This is a genomic window from Parabacteroides sp. PFB2-10 (assembly GCF_029893085.1).
Taxonomy (GTDB): domain Bacteria; phylum Bacteroidota; class Bacteroidia; order Bacteroidales; family Tannerellaceae; genus QVMG01.
This window is the reverse complement of sequence record NZ_JARXWI010000014.1, coordinates 17078-37699: the sequence shown is the minus strand read 5'-3', so window position 1 is coordinate 37699 and position 20622 is coordinate 17078. Positions and strand designations below refer to the sequence as shown.

At 48.1% G+C, this 20622-nt stretch carries 18 protein-coding genes; 16 read left to right on the top strand and 2 right to left on the bottom strand.

Translation table 11 applies throughout. The annotated features are described in order from the left end of the window. Nucleotides 1-24 precede the first annotated feature (24 nt). Together M2137_RS11735 and nhaC are read right to left on the bottom strand one after the other, a co-directional pair. The gene (locus M2137_RS11735; RefSeq protein WP_280766634.1) at nucleotides 25-1218 is read right to left on the bottom strand and encodes a dicarboxylate/amino acid:cation symporter; all 1194 of its coding nucleotides are present in this window, start codon (nucleotides 1216-1218) and stop codon (nucleotides 25-27) included. Next, nucleotides 1205-2653 (bottom strand): Na+/H+ antiporter NhaC, encoded by a 1449-nt coding sequence (gene nhaC, locus M2137_RS11730; protein ID WP_280766633.1) that lies wholly within the window; start codon nucleotides 2651-2653, stop codon nucleotides 1205-1207. The genes M2137_RS11735 and nhaC overlap by 14 nt, the downstream gene beginning before the upstream one ends. Nucleotides 2654-3236: 583 nt before the next feature. Between nhaC and M2137_RS11725 the strand changes: the two genes are divergently transcribed. The 16 genes from M2137_RS11725 to M2137_RS11650 all read left to right on the top strand — a co-directional run bounded on the left by M2137_RS11725 (nucleotide 3237) and on the right by M2137_RS11650 (nucleotide 20621). After that, entirely contained in the window at nucleotides 3237-3791 is a 555-nt protein-coding gene (locus M2137_RS11725) for a Pvc16 family protein (protein WP_280766632.1), read from the top strand. 3 nt (nucleotides 3792-3794) lie between these two features. Further along, nucleotides 3795-4460 carry a hypothetical protein gene (locus tag M2137_RS11720; protein WP_280766631.1) on the top strand — a complete coding sequence of 222 codons (666 nt, stop codon included), beginning with the start codon at nucleotides 3795-3797 and terminating at the stop codon, nucleotides 4458-4460. Nucleotides 4461-4475: 15 nt separating this feature from the next. Next, nucleotides 4476-6023, top strand: coding sequence for a phage tail sheath C-terminal domain-containing protein (locus tag M2137_RS11715; RefSeq protein WP_280766630.1), 1548 nt, complete (start codon nucleotides 4476-4478; stop codon nucleotides 6021-6023). A gap of 39 nt (nucleotides 6024-6062) precedes the next feature. Then, the gene (locus M2137_RS11710) at nucleotides 6063-6515 is read left to right on the top strand and encodes a phage tail protein (protein ID WP_280766629.1); all 453 of its coding nucleotides are present in this window, start codon (nucleotides 6063-6065) and stop codon (nucleotides 6513-6515) included. A 3-nt stretch (nucleotides 6516-6518) separates the two neighbouring features. After that, the gene (locus M2137_RS11705; RefSeq protein WP_280766628.1) at nucleotides 6519-6998 is read left to right on the top strand and encodes a phage tail protein; all 480 of its coding nucleotides are present in this window, start codon (nucleotides 6519-6521) and stop codon (nucleotides 6996-6998) included. Then, a complete protein-coding gene (locus M2137_RS11700) occupies nucleotides 6998-7162 on the top strand; it encodes a hypothetical protein (protein ID WP_280766627.1) in 165 nt (54 codons plus the stop codon). Before M2137_RS11705 ends, M2137_RS11700 begins: the two co-directional genes overlap by 1 nt. Further along, nucleotides 7159-7797, top strand: coding sequence for a hypothetical protein (locus M2137_RS11695; RefSeq protein WP_280766626.1), 639 nt, complete (start codon nucleotides 7159-7161; stop codon nucleotides 7795-7797). The genes M2137_RS11700 and M2137_RS11695 overlap by 4 nt, the downstream gene beginning before the upstream one ends. A gap of 8 nt (nucleotides 7798-7805) precedes the next feature. Continuing rightward, nucleotides 7806-9575, top strand: a complete 1770-nt coding sequence (gene vgrG, locus M2137_RS11690; RefSeq protein WP_280766625.1) for a type VI secretion system tip protein VgrG — start codon at nucleotides 7806-7808, stop codon at nucleotides 9573-9575. Between the two features lie 95 nt (nucleotides 9576-9670). Next, nucleotides 9671-9970 (top strand): PAAR domain-containing protein, encoded by a 300-nt coding sequence (locus tag M2137_RS11685; protein WP_280766624.1) that lies wholly within the window; start codon nucleotides 9671-9673, stop codon nucleotides 9968-9970. 18 nt (nucleotides 9971-9988) lie between these two features. Continuing rightward, nucleotides 9989-10384: a GPW/gp25 family protein gene (locus tag M2137_RS11680; RefSeq protein ID WP_280766623.1), complete on the top strand. Its 396-nt coding sequence runs from the start codon at nucleotides 9989-9991 to the stop codon at nucleotides 10382-10384. After that, nucleotides 10385-13687 carry a hypothetical protein gene (locus tag M2137_RS11675; RefSeq protein WP_280766622.1) on the top strand — a complete coding sequence of 1101 codons (3303 nt, stop codon included), beginning with the start codon at nucleotides 10385-10387 and terminating at the stop codon, nucleotides 13685-13687. Between the two features lie 11 nt (nucleotides 13688-13698). Then, on the top strand, nucleotides 13699-14394 hold the full coding sequence (locus M2137_RS11670) for a hypothetical protein (protein WP_280766621.1): 696 nt from the start codon (nucleotides 13699-13701) through the stop codon (nucleotides 14392-14394). Nucleotides 14395-14550: 156 nt separating this feature from the next. Then, the gene (locus tag M2137_RS11665) at nucleotides 14551-15951 is read left to right on the top strand and encodes a hypothetical protein (protein WP_280766620.1); all 1401 of its coding nucleotides are present in this window, start codon (nucleotides 14551-14553) and stop codon (nucleotides 15949-15951) included. Further along, the gene (locus M2137_RS11660; RefSeq protein WP_280766619.1) at nucleotides 15948-18113 is read left to right on the top strand and encodes a contractile injection system tape measure protein; all 2166 of its coding nucleotides are present in this window, start codon (nucleotides 15948-15950) and stop codon (nucleotides 18111-18113) included. Before M2137_RS11665 ends, M2137_RS11660 begins: the two co-directional genes overlap by 4 nt. A gap of 225 nt (nucleotides 18114-18338) precedes the next feature. After that, on the top strand, nucleotides 18339-18818 hold the full coding sequence (locus M2137_RS11655) for an LPXTG cell wall anchor domain-containing protein (RefSeq protein WP_280766618.1): 480 nt from the start codon (nucleotides 18339-18341) through the stop codon (nucleotides 18816-18818). Nucleotides 18819-18830: 12 nt separating this feature from the next. Next, a complete protein-coding gene (locus tag M2137_RS11650) occupies nucleotides 18831-20621 on the top strand; it encodes a DUF4157 domain-containing protein (RefSeq protein ID WP_280766617.1) in 1791 nt (596 codons plus the stop codon). The last annotated feature ends 1 nt before the right edge of the window (nucleotide 20622 follow it).

The following is a 20622-nucleotide window of genomic DNA, read 5'->3' as shown; positions in this document are numbered from 1 at the left end:
GGATGTTTTGGTTGCAATCACACTTTAGGCTGGAGACGAGGGAGACGAAGGAGCGTTGTTTCCGGCAATCTTATCTACCACCACGGCAATCGCGCCGTCGCCCGTCACATTACAAGCGGTTCCAAAGCTATCCATGGCGATATAGAGGGCTATCATCAGGGCTTGCAGTGTTTCGTTAAAGCCGAGCATGCTGTGCAATAATCCCAAAGCCGCCATAATGGCTCCACCCGGCACACCCGGAGCCGCTACCATGGCAATACCCAGCATCATAATAAATCCGCTGAAGCTCATCAGCGAAACCGGTTCGCCCGCCATGATCAGGATGGCCATGGCGCAGGCAACAATCTTCATGGTGCTGCCCGCCAGGTGGATCGTGGCGCATAAAGGCACGGTGAAAACGGCAATACTCTCGCGTACACCGTTCTTGCGTGTCTGTTTCAGCGTGACCGGGATGGTGGCTGCCGACGATTGGGTGCCCAAAGCCGTTGCGTAAGCCGGCAACATGGTGCGAAGCAGGCGGAAAGGATTCTTCCCGCTGACGCCTCCCGCGATCAGGAACTGGATAATCAACAGAAGAATATGTAATACAAAGATCACTAAGATCACCTTTACAAACATGGAGATAATATGCATCACCTGCCCGCTCACCGTCATATTCAGGAATATACCGAAGATATGAAGCGGTAACAGAGGCACGATAACCACCTCGATCAGTTTGATCACAATATCTTTGAAGTCGTTGAACGCCTCGCGCAAGGTCGATCCGGCAATATTGGAGAGCCCCAATCCGATGGTGAAAGAGAGAATCAATGCCGTCATCACCTCCATCAACGGGGGCATAGCGATCGTGAAATAGGGCGTCAGCATGAAATCTTCCGGATTATCCAACGCAATCAGTTCCACATTCGCCGGAATAATCGTGGGGAACACCGCCGAACAGCTGAAATAGGTAAAAAAGCCCGAAAACAGTGTCGAGCCATAGGCAATCAATGCCGTAATAGCCAACAGTCTGCCCGCTCCTTTTCCCAGGTCGCCAATAGCCGGAGCCACCAGCCCCAGGATAATAAGCGGAATGGCAAACGACAGAAAATTGCCGAACAATGAATTAAACGTCACAAAGATACGCGCCAGCCAATCCGGAAAGAACTGACCGAAAATCATACCGGAAACAATGGCAATCACTACCTTGCCTAAAAGGGAGACTTTAATCTTTTTCATGGATTCGTTTTATTTTATAGCCGATGGCGGCAACAAGGATACTCATAACAGGACTGATCAGGTTGAAGAAGCAGTAGGGCAGATAGGTAAAGGTGGAGACACCCAGTACGGTTGCCTGCGTCATGCCGCAGGTGTTCCACGGGATCAAGGCCGAAGTAACGGTTACCGCATCCTCCGTCGTCCGGCTCAACAGGCGCGATTCGAATCCCATCTTATGATACATATCTTTGAACATATTGCCCGTCAGGATGATAGAAATATATTGATCGGCGGTGCATATATTCAATAAGAGGCCTGAACCCACCGTAGAGGTCACTAAGCTGGTACGTCCTTTTACAAAGCGTTTCAACTCATTCGTCAGGCTTTCCAGCATGCCCGAAGCCGTCATGGCACCACCAAAGCACATCGCACTCAGAATCAACCAGATCGTATCGAGCATGCCGCCCATGCCGCGGGTGGAGACCAAACGGTTGAGTGTTTCATGCCCCATCTCGATCTGCGTACTTCCATACAGGCTCATCAGCATACCCTTGAAACCCATATGTATGTTTTCGCCCTCCGTTCCGGCTATCTCCTGCAGAAGATGCGGTTGGAAGAACAATGCCAAAAGGGCGGCCAACAGGGCTGACAGAAAGAGTGTAACCAATGGAGGAGCCTTGCGGGCAATCAATATGCCCGTCACCACCGGCACAATCATCAGCCACAAAGAGATATTGAACCGTTCGGAAAGAATCGAGGAGAACTCCATCACCTGATTCGTATCGCTCCCCGTATGACTGAAACCAGCGATGGTGAATATCACTAACGTAATTAATAAGGTAGGAATGGTCGTGTAGAGCATATAGCGGATATGCGTAAACAGCGGCACATCGCTCACGGTTGATGCCAAGACGGTGGTATCCGACAGGGGCGACATCTTATCGCCAAAATAGGCGCCCGAAATAATTGCACCGGCGGTCCATCCGGCCGAAAAGCCCTGTGCCTCGCCAATGCCCATCAGGGCGATGCCGATGGTGGCAATGGTTGTCCAGGAGCTGCCCGTCATAATCGAAACAATCGCGCATATCACACAACTGGAGACCAGGAAGAAATTCGGATGAAGTATTTTCATCCCGTAGTAGATCAGTGTCGGCACCACCCCGCTTATCATCCAGCTTCCCGCCAGGGCACCGATCAATAACAGGATCAGGATCGCAATCGATACCCCCAGGATATTCCGGCTGATCGCCTTTTCGATCTCTTTCCACTTAACCCCACAAAAAGCAATAGCCAGACAAGCGCAGATAGCCGCGGCAATCAGTAAAACAATCTGGCTCGCTCCTCCCAGAGAGTCGCTGCCGAATAGGGAAATTGTGAAGTAAAGGAGGATTATCAACACCATCAGGGGAATGGCAGAAAGCCATGGTGAAGGTAGTTTGCGAGGTGTATCTTCCATTTAGACAGGTGTTTTCTTTTTTAGCTAATACAAATATATAAAGTATTTATTTACATTTTATAATTTCTGCCCCAAACGGATGAAATAGTCACACTGTATGGAGAATTCTATCGTCGATGCGCCTCGACAGTACTGACCATGCCCTTCGACAGTACTGTCCATGCGCTTCGACAGTACTGTCGAGGCGCATCGACGATAGAATTCTCCGTATGATTTTAAAATTTTGGCAATCGAAGATCGCTTAGCGACAGTGTAAAGCAATTACCAATCGCTTAGCGACAGTGTAAAGCAATTACCAATCGCTTAGCGACAGCGTAAAGCAATTACCAATCGCTTAGCGAAAGTGCATAACAAACAGAAGAAATGACCGATTCATCCTTTCCGTTTTAACGATCTGATAAACAACTCCATAAACACTTCGCAGACAAACAATCTATGTGTTGGTCAATGATATTGTCTATCTAATTTGGGTAATTATGGTTTTTTCAGCAATAGGTTTTGACGTACTGACCACTTAACGGAAATAATCTTCCTTAGCTTTGAATATCGGTATGAAAGAACAAAAATACACCCTCAATTACCTATGATATACACTTGCCTTTCACATGTATCCAACCTACTGAATGAGTATTTGGACAGCTACTACGAAACTATGGAAAACCAAGCGGAAGTAGGAGCAATCCGGTCGTTTTCTACGGTCGAGATCCCGAATAAAATCTTATTCTCACTAATAAATATGGAACGCGAGACTGGTATCGGAAAGGCAGTATCCTATCGATCGGCAGGCGAGAACCAGATGGTGCAAAACGCCACTTCCTGGTTCTTCAACCTGACCTTCTTGATGGCAGCGGTGTTCGACGAGAAACGATATATCGAATCGCTGGAAAAACTGTCGACATCGGTCGCCTTCCTTCAACAGAACAGCACGATCCGCCTCAACGACAATTTCCGGTTCACCATCGAACCTATCACCCTGAACATACAGGAATTGAGCAACCTATGGGGTATCATGGGCGGACACCATTACCCGGCTTTCTTCGGGCGTATACGCCTGATATCCTTCGACAGCGACCAGATCGACCGGGTAGCAGCCCGTATTCTTCAACCGGATACGCAAACGACTCCAAATAAGAAATAGACGATGGAAAAATATCAGATCATAGCAAAGGTAACCATCACACATACCTATTTCCCGGATGGGGTCTGCCGATCGCTCGACCTCTACCCTACCCCGGAGAGCAAACAGCTGTTTCTGCGCCGTCAGATGGTCTGTAAAAAGATGAAACCCAACGAATGGGTATTCCTGCAGGCACCCTCCTCCGACGGATCGTTCCGCGACGCGGAAGAGCGCTTCACCCTGGTACTGGAATCGACCGACCCCTCTTTCCTATTATACACCCGCCTGGAAGAGCCGGTAGCAACAGGACGCATCGTCAAACAACTGGAGATCACCCTGCCCGCCGTTCAAAAAAAGGCGATTGAGATAACCCATGCTTTCGAGACAAAAGAGATGTTCTGGAAATACGCCCTGCTTCCGCGTGTAGCTACCGGCGGCAAGCGAAAGATCAAACTGATGGAACTATCCGGCAAACTGGCATTCGACAAAAAGGAAGAGGTGGTGTATGAGCGGACAGCGACGACGTTTCGCACCAAACAGCCGGTTTCGCTATCCACGGCCTACCCGTTTCAGCTCCGCCTCTATGAGGAGAAAGAACATGGCGACCGGCTTTTGAGCCAATGGATCCCCTTCCCGCAGCCGGAAGACACGAATAAAAGCGATGAAATCATTAAATACATTTATTACTAACTAAAAGAACAACCTATGGCAATCATGAAGACCCCAGGCGTTTATATCGTTGAGAAAAACGCTTTTCCAAATTCGGTGGTAGACGTTCCGACGGCTGTACCGGCTTTTGTCGGCTACACCGAAAAATCAATGCAGGGCAATGAATCTCTGTTGAACAAACCTTTCCGCATCAGCTCGATGGCGGAATTCCACTCATACTTCGGAGGCGCTCCGACACCTGTATTCAAAGTGGCTAAGAAAGCAGCCGACACACCGTCGGATGTGGTGATCAGCAACACGGACTATATGCTGGTAGCGCCCGCGAAACAATACACCTTCTACTACAACCTGCTTCTCTTCTTTGCGAACGGAGGAGGCCCGTGCTACATCGTCTCTGTAGGCAGCTACAAAGACAACGTAAGCGCCGACGCTTTCCTGGCCGGTATCGAAGCGTTGAAACGCGAACAGGAACCCACTATGCTGGTGATTCCCGAAGCGGTCAACCTGCCGATCGACAAATGCACCCTGGTACAACAAACCATGTTAATGCATTGCGGTTATGAAATGAGAAACCGGGTGGCGATCCTCGACCTGAAAAACGAAAAAGAGCCGGTGAAAACATTCCGCGAAGGCATCGGTAACAACCAGTTGGGATTCGGCGCAGCTTACTATCCCTGGCTGAAGACATCGATTATTGGCGATAGCTACATCAGCGTGCGCAACCTCGAATACGATGACATGCTGAAAGAGGTGTTGAAGATTGAGATCCAGGACTGGGACGACGAAGAGGTATCGGCGTTGGTAGACCGCATGGGTTCAGCGAAAGCCGCTGCCCCGGTAAAAGCACCTGCTAAAGAGGGCGAAGAAAAAGAAAAGGCGACTCCGGCTGCCAAGCCTGCCGACAATAAAAAGATCACAGAGGAAGAAAAATATTACCTCCACCTGATCCTGTTGCAGAATTCAGCCATCTACAAAAACATTTTCGCCATCATCAATAAACAGCTCAATTTCCTTCCTCCTTCCGCCGCCATGGCCGGTCTCTATACGATGACCGACAATACACGCGGTGTATGGAAAGCCCCGGCGAATATTTCAATCAACGGAGTGGTAGCTCCGGCTGTCAACATCTCGAATGCCGAGCAGGAAGACCTGAATGTGCCATTGTCGGGGAAAGCTGTCAATGCCATTCGCACCTTTACCGGCGAAGGGCTCAAAGTATGGGGCGCCCGCACCCTGGATGGCAACTCATTGGATTGGCGCTATATCAACGTACGCCGTACGATGATCTACCTGGAGGAATCGGTTAAGAACGCGGCACGCGCTTACGTATTCGATCCCAACACCGCCAACACCTGGGTGAACATCAAGAGCATGATCGGCAACTTCCTAAACAGCGTATGGAAACGCGGAGGGCTGGCAGGTGCCACGCCGGAAGATGCTTATAGCGTACATGTTGGTCTGGGCGAAACCATGACGTCGGAAGATATCCTGGAAGGGATCCTGCGGGTAACGGTTCTGGTAGCCATCTCCCGTCCGGCCGAATTCATCGAGATCACCTTCCAGCAACAAATGCAAAAGAGCTGAGAAAGAAAACAGAATTATATACATTAAAAAATAACAACTATGGCAGAAAAAGATAATAGCAATCAATGGCCCATGCCGGCCTTCTATTTCAAAGTAGAGATTGGCGATATTGGCGAAATAGCCTTCAAAGAGGTTTCCGGACTGGGAACAGAGGCACAGGTCATCGAATACCGTCATGGCAACAGTCCCCAGTTCTCAACCGTTAAAATGCCGGGACTGAAAAAGTCGGGTAATGTAACCTTCAAGAAAGGGGTTTTCAAAAGCGATAACAAACTCTATGATTGGTTCAACTCGATTAAGTTGAACACCGTAAACCGCCAGCCGGTGACCATCAGCCTGCTTGATGAAGAGGGCAACCCGACTATGGTGTGGAAGCTCAACAACGCGTGGCCCGCGAAAATCACCGGGGTAACCCTCAAGTCCGACGGCAACGAAGCAGCTGTCGAAGGCATGGAAGTGGTACACGAAGGTTTGACGATCGAAAACGCGTAACGCATGGCTTCATCAGGATCATCCGGTAAAGACGCGGCTTGGACTCCGCCAGTGGCTTTCTATTTCAAGGTCACTTTCCATGGAGACCCGGCCATTCCCGATACCAACTTCAAGGAGGTATCGGGGCTTACCGTCGATATGGATGTGGAAACGGTAAAGGAGGGTGGAGAAAACAACTTCACCCACCAACTGCCGCTTCGGCTGAAGCATAACCGCTTGGTACTCAAACGAGCCTTAGAGAATATGGATAACGCCTTGGAGAAATGGGTGAAAGACAACCTGGAGAACGGGTTCTCTATCGGATTTACGCCGCGTAACATCACCATTACCCTGTTGGACAACAAAGGCGAACCCTTTAGCCAGTGGTTGTGCAACAATGCCTATCCCGCCAAATGGGACCTAAATACGTTGGATGCCGAGAAGAACGCATTGGCCATTGAGACCCTGGAACTGAACTATAATCTCTTAAGCCGAACGAAATAATGACCATTGTAATCAAAGAGATCCGAGTGGTGACCCATATTGAGAAGCGAAGAAGCGAAGAGGTAGCGCTTTCTCCGGAATGGATGAAGAAGATTCAGCACATGATTGAGGAAGAGAACCTGCGGCTTGTCCGGAAGAATAACGATCAAAAACGGGAACGATGATAGCAAAACTGACCATAGAGGTATACAAAAACGAGAAATTCGACAATAAAGAGCGTACGATCGAGCTTCAGATCAACCCGGAGGATTTCAAAGAAAAGAAATCCATCCACTACGAGCAGAAAGACAATATGCCTCCTGTCTACCAGCACCACGAACGCAATACGCTGTCGATCTCTTTCATGATCGACGGAACCGGTGTGGTTCCATCGGAAAGTCCGGTTGTTGTCAGCGCGAAAGTGAAAGAGCTGGAAGAATATCTCTATGAACCGTTCACCGTAAGCGATACGACCCAGACCTACTTTGTTCTCCTGAAATGGGGAGATCTGCATTTCAAAGGAAGACTGACGAAGATGGACGTGCATTATACCCTTTTTAAACCCGACGGAGAACCCTTGCGAGCCAAGGTGACGCTCGAGTTTATACAGACAGGGATGCTGGCTAAGGCTACTGCAAAAAAGAGAAACCCGCCACCAAAGAAAAAACAGGTAAAGACGCAGGAAGGTGATAAACTGATCTACATCTGTTATCGCGAAACAGGAGAGACCACCAACGACACCAAGGTGGCTCGCGAAAACAACATGACCAGCATACGAGGGCCATTGGATTCCAGTCAAAATGTGTCTATACCCCAATAATAAAACAAATGACAAACGACACCATATCCACTTGCGTAATCTATAGTAACGGAACGAAAATCCCTGATTCATTCCAACTTTCCCGCGCCTCCATACGCACGGAGGTAAACCATATCGGAAAAGCAACCCTCCGGTTGTATTCCGGAGAATCGGAAGTTAATCCGTTCGTGATGAGTGATGCGGATACATTCAAACAGGGAGCCGACATCCGGATCGGCATACAACGCGAAGAGAAAGAGGAGATTCTTTTTGAAGGGTTTGTCTTGTCCACAGAGATACAGGTCAGCAAAGAGCAGGGGCATATACTGACGGTCGAATGCCGCCATTATGCTTACCTGGCTACCCTCGGTCGCAAAAACGCGATCTTTGAGAACAGTAAAGACAGTGATATCATCAAACGCATATTCGCCAACTACAGCGACATCTCCCTAAAAACTGCCAATACACAGATAAAACATATAGCCCTCACGCAGTATTATTGCACGGATTGGGACTTTGTGCTCTCACGGGCAGATGCGAATGGGTTGATCGTGATCACCTCCGGCAAAGAGGTGGTGGTGGAAGAGCCCAAAATTACCGACAAACCGGTATTGGAAGTGTCACACGACACGGACTTTTTCGATTTCAACGCGACGCTCTCCCTCTCTGATCAATACGCGGAGGTGAACACCGTTGCCTGGAACCATACCGAACAAAAGATCATTCAGGAGAAGGCAAAACCGGCGGAATCGAACAAACAGGGAGACCTGTCGCCCAAAGCGCTTTCCGCCTTCAATAAAAACAAGCTTACTTATCAAACCAATGCAAGCGTAGAAAAGGAATCACTTAAGACCTGGGCGGACGCCCTGGCGCTGAAAGCAAGCCTGTCGCGCTATAAAGGACACTTCACGATCAGCGGGAACGCGGAGGTGAAACCGGGCAAGCTAATCGCTATAGATGGCTTAGGCAAACGCTTTGACGGAGATGTCTTTATCGGTTCGGTGGAGCACACCCTCGATGAACACCACTGGACAACGCGTGTTGGCATCGGGCTTCCCCGCTATCTGATCACCGAACAACCCGACGTAACCGCCCCGATGGCTTCCGGCTTCCTGCCGGGCATTCAGGGGTTGCACATCGGGAAGGTGAAACAACTGATCAAAGATCCGACACAAGAGTTTCGTTTGTTGATCGAGATTCCGCTCCTCAACGGGGAGAAGAACGAGATATGGGCGCGGTTTGCCTCTCCCTATGCCGGCAAAGAGCAGGGAATTCTGTTTGTTCCGGAGGTCGAAGACGAGGTGTTGATCGGCTTTTTGAATAATGATCCCTGCTATCCGGTGGTGTTAGGCAGTTTGTACAGCAGCAAAAACATGCCGCCGGTGGAGTTAACAGAGAAGAACGACATAAAAACAATCGTTACCCGCGAGAAGCTGACCATTGAAATGAACGATAAAGACAAGATCATTACCGTTCATACGCCGGCTGGTAATAAGATAGAGATCAACGATAAGGATAAGTTTATTCAGATCGCGGATCAGAACAAAAACAGCCTGTTGATGGACAGCAACGGCATCACAATGCAATCGGAAAAAGACATCATCCTCAAAGCCAAAGGAAATATTCAGGTGGATGCTGTTTCCAAAATAGATATAAAATCATCCTCTTCGGATATCGCGATGGATGGAACAAATGTAAAAGCCAATGCCAAAGTAAACCTGACACTGAAAGGAAATATGGCAGAGCTTTCCGGTTCCCTCAAGACAACAGTGAAGGGGGGGATGGTAATGATCAATTGATAATGGATAATTGATAATTGATAATAAACAATAGATGATTGATAGTGGACTGTAAATAATTATCCATTATCAATTATCAACTAACAATTAAAGAAGTGCCTCCAGCAGCCAGAATAACAGATATGCATGTATGCCCGATGCAAACACCGGGTGTACCTCCCATCCCCCATGTGGGCGGACCGGTGGTAGGCCCCGGCGTGGCCAATGTATTGATAGGGAGCTTGCCCGCTGCCGTAGTGGGTGATTCCTGTATATGCACAGGCCCTCCCGACACCATCGTAAAAGGGTCGGCTACCGTGATGATCGGAGGCAAGCCCGCTGCCCGTTTAGGCGATATGACGGCACATGGCGGCAGCGTCGTTCTCGGTTGCCCTACGGTGATGATCGGAGGTTAAAACGAATAAACAGCACACATGGAGAATAATAGGAATACATTCACGGAGAAAAGCTGGGGCTTCCCCCCCGAATTTGTAAAAGGGGAGAACCCGACACGCATGGTAACAGGCGACGAAAATATAAAGCAAAGCCTTTATATTCTCTTCTCTACTCTTCCTTTGGAAAGAGTACATCGCCCTGACTATGGCTTTTCCTTCAAAGAGATGCTGTTCGAGCCTGCTTCGCTCACGACCCGGGTGCATATTGAAAAAAATATCGAAGAGGCAATCCTCCTGTATGAACCCCGGATCGAACTGGAGCGGGTAAGCATCCGGGAAGCGGAGATCCTCGACGGGGTCTGGCAGATACAAATCGATTACTGGGTACTGGAAACCAATACAGCAGACAGCTTTATCTATTCATTAAAGGTGTAAATGAAGAATAAATTATATTATATAGACAGTCCCGGTCGGGAAGAGTATATCGACAAAGCCTGCGCGCCAGAGCCTGTCGAAGTGCTGGATAGCGACTATTCCCGGTTGTTCGCCTCCCTGATGGAATACGCGAAGTCGGTTCTTTTCCCACTGACAAATGGCGAAACGGCTACGTTTCCCGAGCTGATGCGCTATCAGGCACTGTTTATTCTCGAACAGATCAAAACACAACCGACAACCGGTGACCCCGAAGAGATCGGACAAAAACTGAACGATTGGTACAAACTCCTTCGCCATAACCCGGATCTGAAATTATATCAGGTACTCGCCCATTTGCATAAAAGCCATCAGCCGCCTGTCGAATCGCTTATTATTTTGCAGTCGGGCTATGCGGAGTTTCGCTATGAGATCGAACAGGCAGGCATCACCGATCCGGCATTGGCCACCCTGGATCTCTTTATCCGCCATTATAGCCAGATCGTTTCCCAATTCAACCCGATCTGGAAAAGGCTTTCTGAGTTTTATGTATGGAACATCCTGCATAAAAGACCTTATCCCGCTATCCCGGATCAAACCTGGGTGGTGGTTAATAAACGGGAAGAGGCTGATGACATCATTATCCCCGAACAGACCCCTTTTGTGGCTGGCAAGAACGACGATGGAACCGACTTTTGCTACTATAGCACGGAAGAGGTTGCTATCACCCGCCTAAAGTTGGAATCTGTCTCTTCGATCCTCTTCAAGCAGGAAGAGATGTATGTCGACAACCAAAAGCTTCGCTTTGTCAACACGATTCTGAAGAAAAGTATTCATACCGATGCCTACCAGGAACCGGAAACGCTCTTCGACCTTCATGCGAAAAGGGACGAGAAGCATTTCTTTGTCACCTCGGGACTGCGGGTCGAATCGCCTATGTTCCAGTTACAGGAGGGCTACCGTACCGTATCCGTCAACCTCTATCTGACGCCCGACTCGGTTCAGTTCTTCCGCCAGTACGCGACCGACTTCTCCGGAAGCATCGAGCGGGAGAGGAATATCTATTACCGCCTGCTTAACAAAGCCTTCTACTTAGAGATCAGCACGGAAGAGGGCTGGAAGAATATAGCAGCCTACGAACTCAAATATGTATCCGAAGACCGGGAGGACTATCTGGCGCTCTCTTTTGTGTTGGATTATGATTTTCCCATCCCGCAGCCGTGTGTGGAACAGCGGCACGGGGTCGACAGCTGTATGCCTGCGCTGAACATTCTGATCAACCGTGACGCACCAATATTTCCCTATTCCTGGGCCAGCAAACTCTATTTCTCCCGTCTCTGTATACAGAACGAAGTCAAAGGGATCACCTCCTTAGAGGTATATAACGAGAACGGGCAGCAAAACCCTCACTCCTCTTTCTTCCCCTTTGGCGTGCAGGCGGAAAGAGGTTCCTGGATGATTGCCGGATATAAAGAGGCATTCTGCAAACCACTTACCGAGGTAGCGATCACCTGCAAATGGCAGCAACTGCCTGATATCGACGGAGGATTTGAAAGTTATTACGCGGACTACGGCAAACGCATCACCAACGAGTCTTTCCGTGTACGCACCGAATACCTGAGAAATAAGAACTGGACAGCTACCTCTTCGGAAAATACGCCCCTGTTTGCTTTGTCGTCCCGGCATCGGAATCTCCTGCCTGAGAGCCGGATCAGCTGGAACCTGAATAAGAATATGCCCGTATTGACCGGAATATCTGCCGACAACTACCGATATGGTAGTGTGAACACCGGTTTTATCCGCATGGTACTGGACGAGCCCGACTGCGGGTTTGGCGCTACGCTCTACCAGAACCTGTTCGTCAACAACCTGATCAAACGGGGAAACAAGGAAGAGATCACGCTATTGCAACAGCCGTTCACCCCAACGATCGACAATATGGAATTGCAATACCAGGCGGAAGAATCCATCACGCTCTCCTCCCGGGAGATAGCGGGCAATACACGGATATACCATATCAGCCCGATCGCCACCAAAAACAACCGGCCGATCAAGGGCGACTCTTTTGTGTTGGTCGATGGTCCCCAGGAAGAGGGATTCCTGCAATTCGCCTTTTCCCATGCAACGGGGTATGACACGATCCGCCTGTTTGCCGAATTGATCCCTTCCAAGGAGGAATTCGATAAGCAAAGCCTCTCTTCTATCAGCTGGTTCTTCCACGATGGGAGGCAGTGGGTGCAGTTGAGCGATGAGGCAGTCGTTCGCGATTCAACCGGGAATTTCCTGAACAGCGGTATCATCGAGTTGCGCCTGCCGAGCAAGATACAATCCGCTTACTTAGATAAAGAAGGGCTTTTCTGGCTCTATGCCGCTTTTCCCAAGAATCACTTAAACTACCCTACCATATATGGCATCTTTTTGCATGTGATCCCTCTCCGAGCCGTATTGAGCGATCTGCCGGAAAGCCCGTCTGGAACGGAAAGCATTCCTGCCGGAACCATCCAAAATACGCAGCGGACAATCCCGGGGATCAGCAGTATCATGCAATTGAGAAGCAGCCTGGGCGGAACGGAAAAGGAGTCCCTGAACGGGATGTTGTTCCGTTCGTCCAACCAGGCGCTGTTCCGGAAAAAACCGGCTACCGCGGAGGATTACGAACGCTTTGTGTTGGAACTATTTCCCTTCCTCAGCAAAGTAAAATGCTTCCCGGCCTGCGATACGAAAAACAACGACAGAAAAGGGGTGGTCACCTTAGTCGTCATGCAGCAACAGCCCGACGGCAGGCTTCCTTTATGCCCTTACAACCAGTTGTTCGACATCGAAGATAAGCTCCAGCAACATGTAAATCCTTTCGTGACCATCGATGTGATCAATCCGGTTTTCGAAGAGGTCATTGTCCGGTCTAATATCACCCTGCGCCCCGGCACCTACCAGAGCCCCTTCTTGAAAAAGCTGCGCAGCATGCTCAATGCCTATATCGCTCCCTGGCTGGAGAACGGGACATTGCCGGTGTTTGGGCATACCATTTCTGTGCATGAAGTGAGAGAACTCTTGGAAGATCAACCGGAGATCGAGACCGTACATCAGCTATCACTGATTGTTGTCATGAACTCCATCATAACGAATGGCCTGGAAGGCTCCGAAAACAGAAAAATACTCGAATTCACCGAAGAACAGGCTCATGTTCCTATCCGGGCATCCCATCCCTGGTACATACAGGTGCCGTCGAAAGAGCACCTATTGTTTACCTGCTCGCCCGAAGAGTATACCAAGGAGTTTGGAACCGGCGAATTGGAAATAGATAATACATTCATCATTAAAACATAAATTCAACTACAATGAAAGATTTCACCAAACAAAAAACGCGCGATGAGCTAAAAAAATACTTCGGAGCCGGCCAGAAGCCTACCTCTGAGGACTTCGCGGATCTGATCGATTCGATGGTCAATATTGTTGACGACCATATCGCGGGAAAATTAGAATTAGCCACAGAGCAAGAAAACGATGCCGCCATTGAGTTTAAGAAAAGAGTTATCGACAAACAGCCGGTCTGGAAGATTGCTATGGACAAAAATGAATGTCTGATCATCCGGGGTGGCCAAGACGACTGCAAAATCCTAACCCTCCATCCCAATAAGAAAATCGAGCTGGGAGCGGGTAATGACGTGATTGTCAACGGAACCATCTACGCGAACTCCTTCCTCGGAAAACATTCCGGTTCGAGCAAGATCGCGGCCGACGGACAGTGGCACGATATCATCGCCGGTTCAAAAGGGCCGAAAGCCTATGAGATTATTGCCGGATGCGAAACCTTCAACAATTTTAATTTCGCACTTACGAAGGTGATCGCCACTCAGTATGACAACAGCCCTATACGGGTGCGCAAAAAAAATTACAGTTGGAAAACGATCGGAGCTTCCAAGATTCAGGTCAAATGGTTTCCAAAAGAGGGTGGATGCGTGTTACGCATTCGTTCACACAAGAATCTGGGGAACAATATCATGATGGATGTTCATGTCAATGAACTCTATTAAAAGGCGAGAAACCGATTTGACAAAATGTAAGCAAAATCGCCATTTTGCTTTACAATATGATACGTTAAAAAATGTTTCTCCCGGGAGTTTGTGAAAAAAGTCCCGGGAGTTCGGAAAAAAACTCCCGCGTTTTTGACAATTTGATATTTCAATAATATGATAGACATCCGACAGGAAGAAAGTGCCGAGCATTTGTATCCTATTCTGCAGAAGGATACCCTGGAGAGACTACAAGATCTTTCCGGGAAGATATGGACTGATTTTCATGCCCACGACCCGGGTGTGACACTGAATGATGTCCTGAATTATGTATTAACAGATGTCGATTATAAGCTCCATTACAACCTGGAGGACTATCTTAACACGGAGCAACAGTCCTTTTCTCCCGATGAAATTGGGCTGTTAAGTTCCGCCGCCATATCTGATTCCGACCCCATCACGCCAACGGAGTACACGCAATTATTCTTAAGACATATACCCGAGCTTTGCAAACTAAAAATGACTCCTGCCCGATCCGGTCGCCGGGGCATCTATGACATCAAAGCAGAGGCGCATCCGTCGGTTCCTCCCGGTGAGTATGAAAAGATCCGGGAAAAGATAAAAGAATTGTATTATAACCACCGGAATCTATGCGAAGAACTGGATGTGGTCGAAGTTTCAGTGACTACCCGAACCAATGGGCGTCAACACCTGTCGAATATCAGTGACTACCTCGACGATCATCTCTCGGATTATCCGGCCGGCTCGTTCCGGGCTATATTCAATCACTACCCGGCACGGCATGACCTGCCCCGGATTTATGGCGTAAACGACTGGGGTATTTCCAAAGACAGTCCGCCCGAACGCATACGGCAGGCGGAACAACTGAAGGCATACCTCGGTTTGTTCGATAAATTGGTCGAAATGGGCCTGCAAGAGTTGCAAGATGCGCCTCGTTGGTTCCGGCTGAACACGGAGCTGCCCCACAAAAGAGGGGTCGAGCTTAAGAAGAAATTATTGAATAACCTGGATAAATTATACGGGGTAAATAGCCATCCCGACTTCATATTGACACCGGAAGGCGAACCGGAAGAGGAGGAGAAAGCACTCATACGCCGGACAGAGTTCCTGAAACAGGTGCCTCAATGGGGCAGAGACAAACACAAGGCCTCTTACCTGAACCCGGGGGAATATTGGGGATTGGAGCGATACATCCGCACATTACTTGGTTTGACCGATCGGGAAGAGCTCACTGTGGTGGAACATATCTTCTTTCGCCACCTGACAGAGCCTATCCGGAGCGAGAATTACGTGCCGCCGGTGTTTCCTATTGAACTAAGCCTCACCGTATTGGTCTATGGGGCAACACCCCGTATGATGGACAACCGGTTCCGGGAAGGGTTGGAAACATTGATCTACCAACGCATCCCGGCACATCTGGATGTCACCGTGCAATGGCTCGACAAGGAGGAGTCCGCCCGGTTTAAGTCCTTGTATGAGGGCTGTAAAACCGGCTTTGCCGAATGCGATGCGGAGAATTTAAAAGAATTTATCATACAGATGCGGGAACGAAAATGATTACGATCGACACACTTTCTATGGATTTTCGGATGGAAAACCGATCCTTCGCCCATGAACTTTATGGGGGATGGGATTCTTTTTGCCGCCATTCCGTGGAAAAAGTGATCGATGACATATTGGACAGGTACGACAGTGAACAGGAGGTAATGGAGATTAACGGCCTCGATCTGGAGATAGGGCCGATTGCCGAAGAGGAGTTTTACGAGAAATTTCCAATTCTTTTGGCTCGTGCCTTGCAAGAGAAATTCACAGCTCTCCTATACAAACAACAGGATCCTTTCCAGCAGGAGATACGCATCATACCACAAAGTTTCCATGAAAAGGAGCTATTCCTGTTTTTCCTTTTGAATGGTTATTTCCCATCGGGCATGGTTGCTTCGGCCAACGAAAAGCGGTCATCCACGCTTCTGCGATCCATCCTGCAAACCCAAGAGAAGCCGGGCATACGGGAGATCCTTGCCGAGCAATGGCATCATACCACCTTCCGGAGGCGCTTTGTGATGCAGTATGCCGATCAGGAGCTGGAAGATGTCACCGAACAGCTTCTGCCAAGCGAGAGTTCTTTCATTGTTACATACACCCGGACGGTGATTCAGACGCAACCCACGTCGGAATATCATCAGATAGCGCAGAGCGATTACCGGACGGTCGTCTGGTTGTTCGTTCTGTCTTACCTCTTGTATGATGGCAGTAGCAGCTTCTCGCGCAAACAATTTATACATAAAACGCTTTCCGACCTGGCGGCTCATTACAACTTAGACAAAGAGATCTTACTGCGTTCCCTGTTTCTTTACCTGAAAAAGGCGGGTGAGACGGAAAGTCATCACAGTTTATTGATGCTCTTGTCCGATATCCAGGAGGAGTTATCAGCCGGTGAAAGTCCATTTTCCGCGAATTCACCGGACGAAAAAGCTATTTTCAGCAAAGAAAAAGAGAACTTGGAAGAGTTGTCTTTGCTACGGATAAAGCAACAGCAACAACAACGGGAAGAAGAAGAGAGGTTTCTCGAGCAAGAAAGGGAAAAGGCAAGAATGGCTGGAAGCAATATCGAAGAGGATAACAAACAACAAAAGGAACCAACTACCTTGTCCGAGAAACAGAATAGCGGAACCGCTTCGCCAACTGTTTCTACGCCGGATTCAAAGGCAGAAGACAGAGAACAAAAGAGTCAGACACCGGATGCTCAAATTATAGATAGAGCAAATAAGATAGCCGGAGAGAGGGATACGGAAGATATCATACAAAAACAAGAGAGCCAAGAGACTCCTTTCGCTGCGAAGGCAGACGGAGAACGTAAGGAGTTTACAGAAAACGAAGAACAGGAATCTCCCTTATCGGTAAAGGATCTTATTAACACGGACGATCCCGACGAGGAGAGAGAAAAGAATATCGGGGCGAATAGCCTACGTAAAGAAGAGATTGAAGAGAAAGAGGCTATCCATCTCAAGGAAATAGAAGGAGAGAAGCATCCTGGCAGTTCCCCATCTTCAGAAGAAGGTGAAGAGACTGCTGCCAAACAACTCGAAAAGACAGCCGGAAAAACAAGCCGCCTGGCCTTCGGCCGGGAGGAGATAAAGGACAAGAAGGCATTCAAATGGCATGCTTCCCCTTTGTTGAATACGGAAGAAAGCAAGCAAGCAGTTGAAAAGGACAGACGTATTCATATTGAAAATGCCGGCTTGGTATTGCTTTCCCCTTTCTTTTCTCCCCTGTTTAAGCGATTGCATTATATTGAAGAGGGGCAATTCGTCCATATAGAAAAGCAGATACAGGCGATCTTTCTGTTGCAACATCTGCTCTATCCGGACGAGCAGAAATGGGCGGAGTATGCTCTTCCACTCAACAAACTATTGACCGGCTTCCCTCTTACGGCGGAGAGTCTGCCCGCATCGGTGGAGATTTCCCAATACGAAGCGGAGACTTGCGAATCATTGCTTGCCGCATGCGGGCAACAATGGCAGAAAATGAAGAACACCTCCCTACAGTCTTTGCGCGAAGCCTTTCTGATACGCAACGGTGTATTAGAGCAAAAAGAGAACGGATGGCATCTGACAGTCGAAGAAAAGGCCTACGATATGTTGTTGGATACGATCCCTTGGAGTTATACACCTATTCGCTTTCCCTGGATGGAAGCGCCTATCTATGTGAAATGGAGATAATAAATAAGTAAACAAATGAATAACAAATTAAAATTAAGCACAATGAAAAAAGTATGTATTCTATTAAGTATGTTGTTTCTGTCGCTGTCACTGTCAGCACAAAACACTGTTGAGGCAAACCAACAACAAGAACCGACGGTTCTCAGTTGCAGGGCGAAGGTCATTTATCCCCAAAATTCTAGTGAAGATTGGCCTGTCTCAAAATTGTTTTCATGCGAAACCGCCGTGTTGGAGGATGATCATTGGGCGGAGAAAGGACCAAATCCCGAGTTTATTATCGACCTGAAAAAGATGTGTATGATTTCCGAATTCCGGATCATTGACTCCAAAGCGTTGCGTCCGAAATTTCCAAATATCGCAGACTATTTCATTTCTGTATCTGAAACCATCAATGACGAAAACCCCAGGCAGTCGGATTGGATTCAAGTGGTAACCGCCGAAGGGCAGGACGAGAACTATAAACGCAACAGCATCGATCCTATCAAAGGGCGTTATGTTCGCTTTATAGCTAAATTACCTGCTAAAGAGACCGTCCGTTTGTATCGTTTCGAGGTGTGGGGCGTAGAATATGTCGCGCCTGTAGAACCAAGAACGATTGATAAAATAAAAAGCAATAACAACTGGATATGGATAAGCCTCCTGGTACTGATTCTACTTGCCGGAGGAGGTTATTTCTTTTTCAAGCGGAAAGAATTCCGTTTCTAAAACCATCGCCTTATGAAAACCCAGGAGAAAAAGCCTGAAGCGGTTTCACATACGTTGCAGGCCAAGAGCGGAAAGACCCATCAGCCGCCTGCAACCGCTGTGTTGCAGGCCTACAAAGAGGGTATTATCCAACGCGAAGCAGACGAGGAGGAAGAGCCGCTGCAGATGAAGCCCCAACAATCCCCTGCAAATGCTGCGGTATTACAAGCCTACAAAGAGGGTGTTGTCCAGCGTGAAACAGAAGAGGAGGAAGAACCTCTTCAGATGAAGTCCCAACAATCCCCTGCAAGCGAGGCCGTATTACAAGCCTACAAGGGAGGTGTCGTCCAGCGTGAGGCCGAAGAGGAAGAAGAGCCTCTCCAAATGAAAAGCAACCAGACCGGCCTGCCCGACAACCTGAAGTCGGGCGTGGAGGCTCTCTCGGGGTACAGTATGGACGATGTGCGGGTGCATTTCAACTCCTCACAACCCGCCCAGTTCCAAGCCTTGGCATACACCCAAGGCAGCCATATCCACGTAGCCCCCGGTCAGGAACAACATCTCCCCCACGAAGCCTGGCACGTTGTCCAGCAAAAACAGGGCCGCGTGCAGCCGACAATGCAAATGAAAGGCGTACAAGTGAATGATGATCAGGGGCTGGAACGCGAAGCAGATGAGATGGGAGGAAGGGCTCTCACCTACCATCCGACAAGGCAAAAAGCAGTTAATAATTATGAAATAACGCTGAATTCCCCTATCCAAAGAAGACCCATACCCTTAGGAACTAATGATAATTACTTCAATGCCTTTGCATCCCAAAGTTATAAAAGGGGATATAAAAATATAGCCGGACATTTTTTAGTATCCTATACCCCTATGGCCAAACAATTGCTAATTACTCTTCCAGTTTTCTTTATCCCGAAGGAGTACTATGCAAATAACACCGTTAATTTCAGAACACAAAGAGCGTTATCCGATAATGAAAGAGAGCTGTTTAAACGAGTTGTTCATCAAACTTGGAGTAATAAACACGCCTTTAAGACAACGGCAACGACCCATAAGGCTCGAGAGAATAAATGGGATTGGCTGAATAATGTTTCTGTTATGGTTCGAGTTGAAGAGACTCCGGATGCAGCAAGCGCATTCTTTAGAATGACAGGGAATAATAAACTTAGTAATAGCTCCGTGAACCCATTTGCCGGGCACGTGACTCTATCAAGTAGCGCATACAATGAGACCAAACACTATTTGGGTGAGAACAACAACTTACTTCCGAATAGTGATACCGATAATTCTTCTCGAACACATTTCAATAACCAGTATAATGTATATGCACACGAAGCTGGTCACATGTTAGGATTAGATGATGAATACCAAGTTACAGTAGAAAGCTTTTTCCGGCGAATCAGAAAAAGAGGATTTAAAGTGTATGATGTGGTAGCAAATAAAATGGTTTCTAATGATGGTCGTAAGAATTTTAAATTTATGTATGCAACGTACCGAATTCATAATGGGGTGTTTCAGTGGTATAACAAATATGAGAAGAAGTGGGGTAATTGCGCCCCTTTACGTGCGATCAAAGGTACTGCAACGACTCATTATGAGCTGACAAGACATTTCCTAGGCGAAAAGTACGCAGATACGCATGCTGTGATGAATAATGAAACCAGTGGAGAGACAATCATGGGGGCTGGTAACCAGGTGAAAAAACATCACTACGTTACATTCCTTCACGCATTGATTGTCGCAATCCAAACAGTCTATGGAACAAATCCGAGTTTTAGAGCTCCTAATCAGACTAAAGACTGGACATTTGCAGATTAAT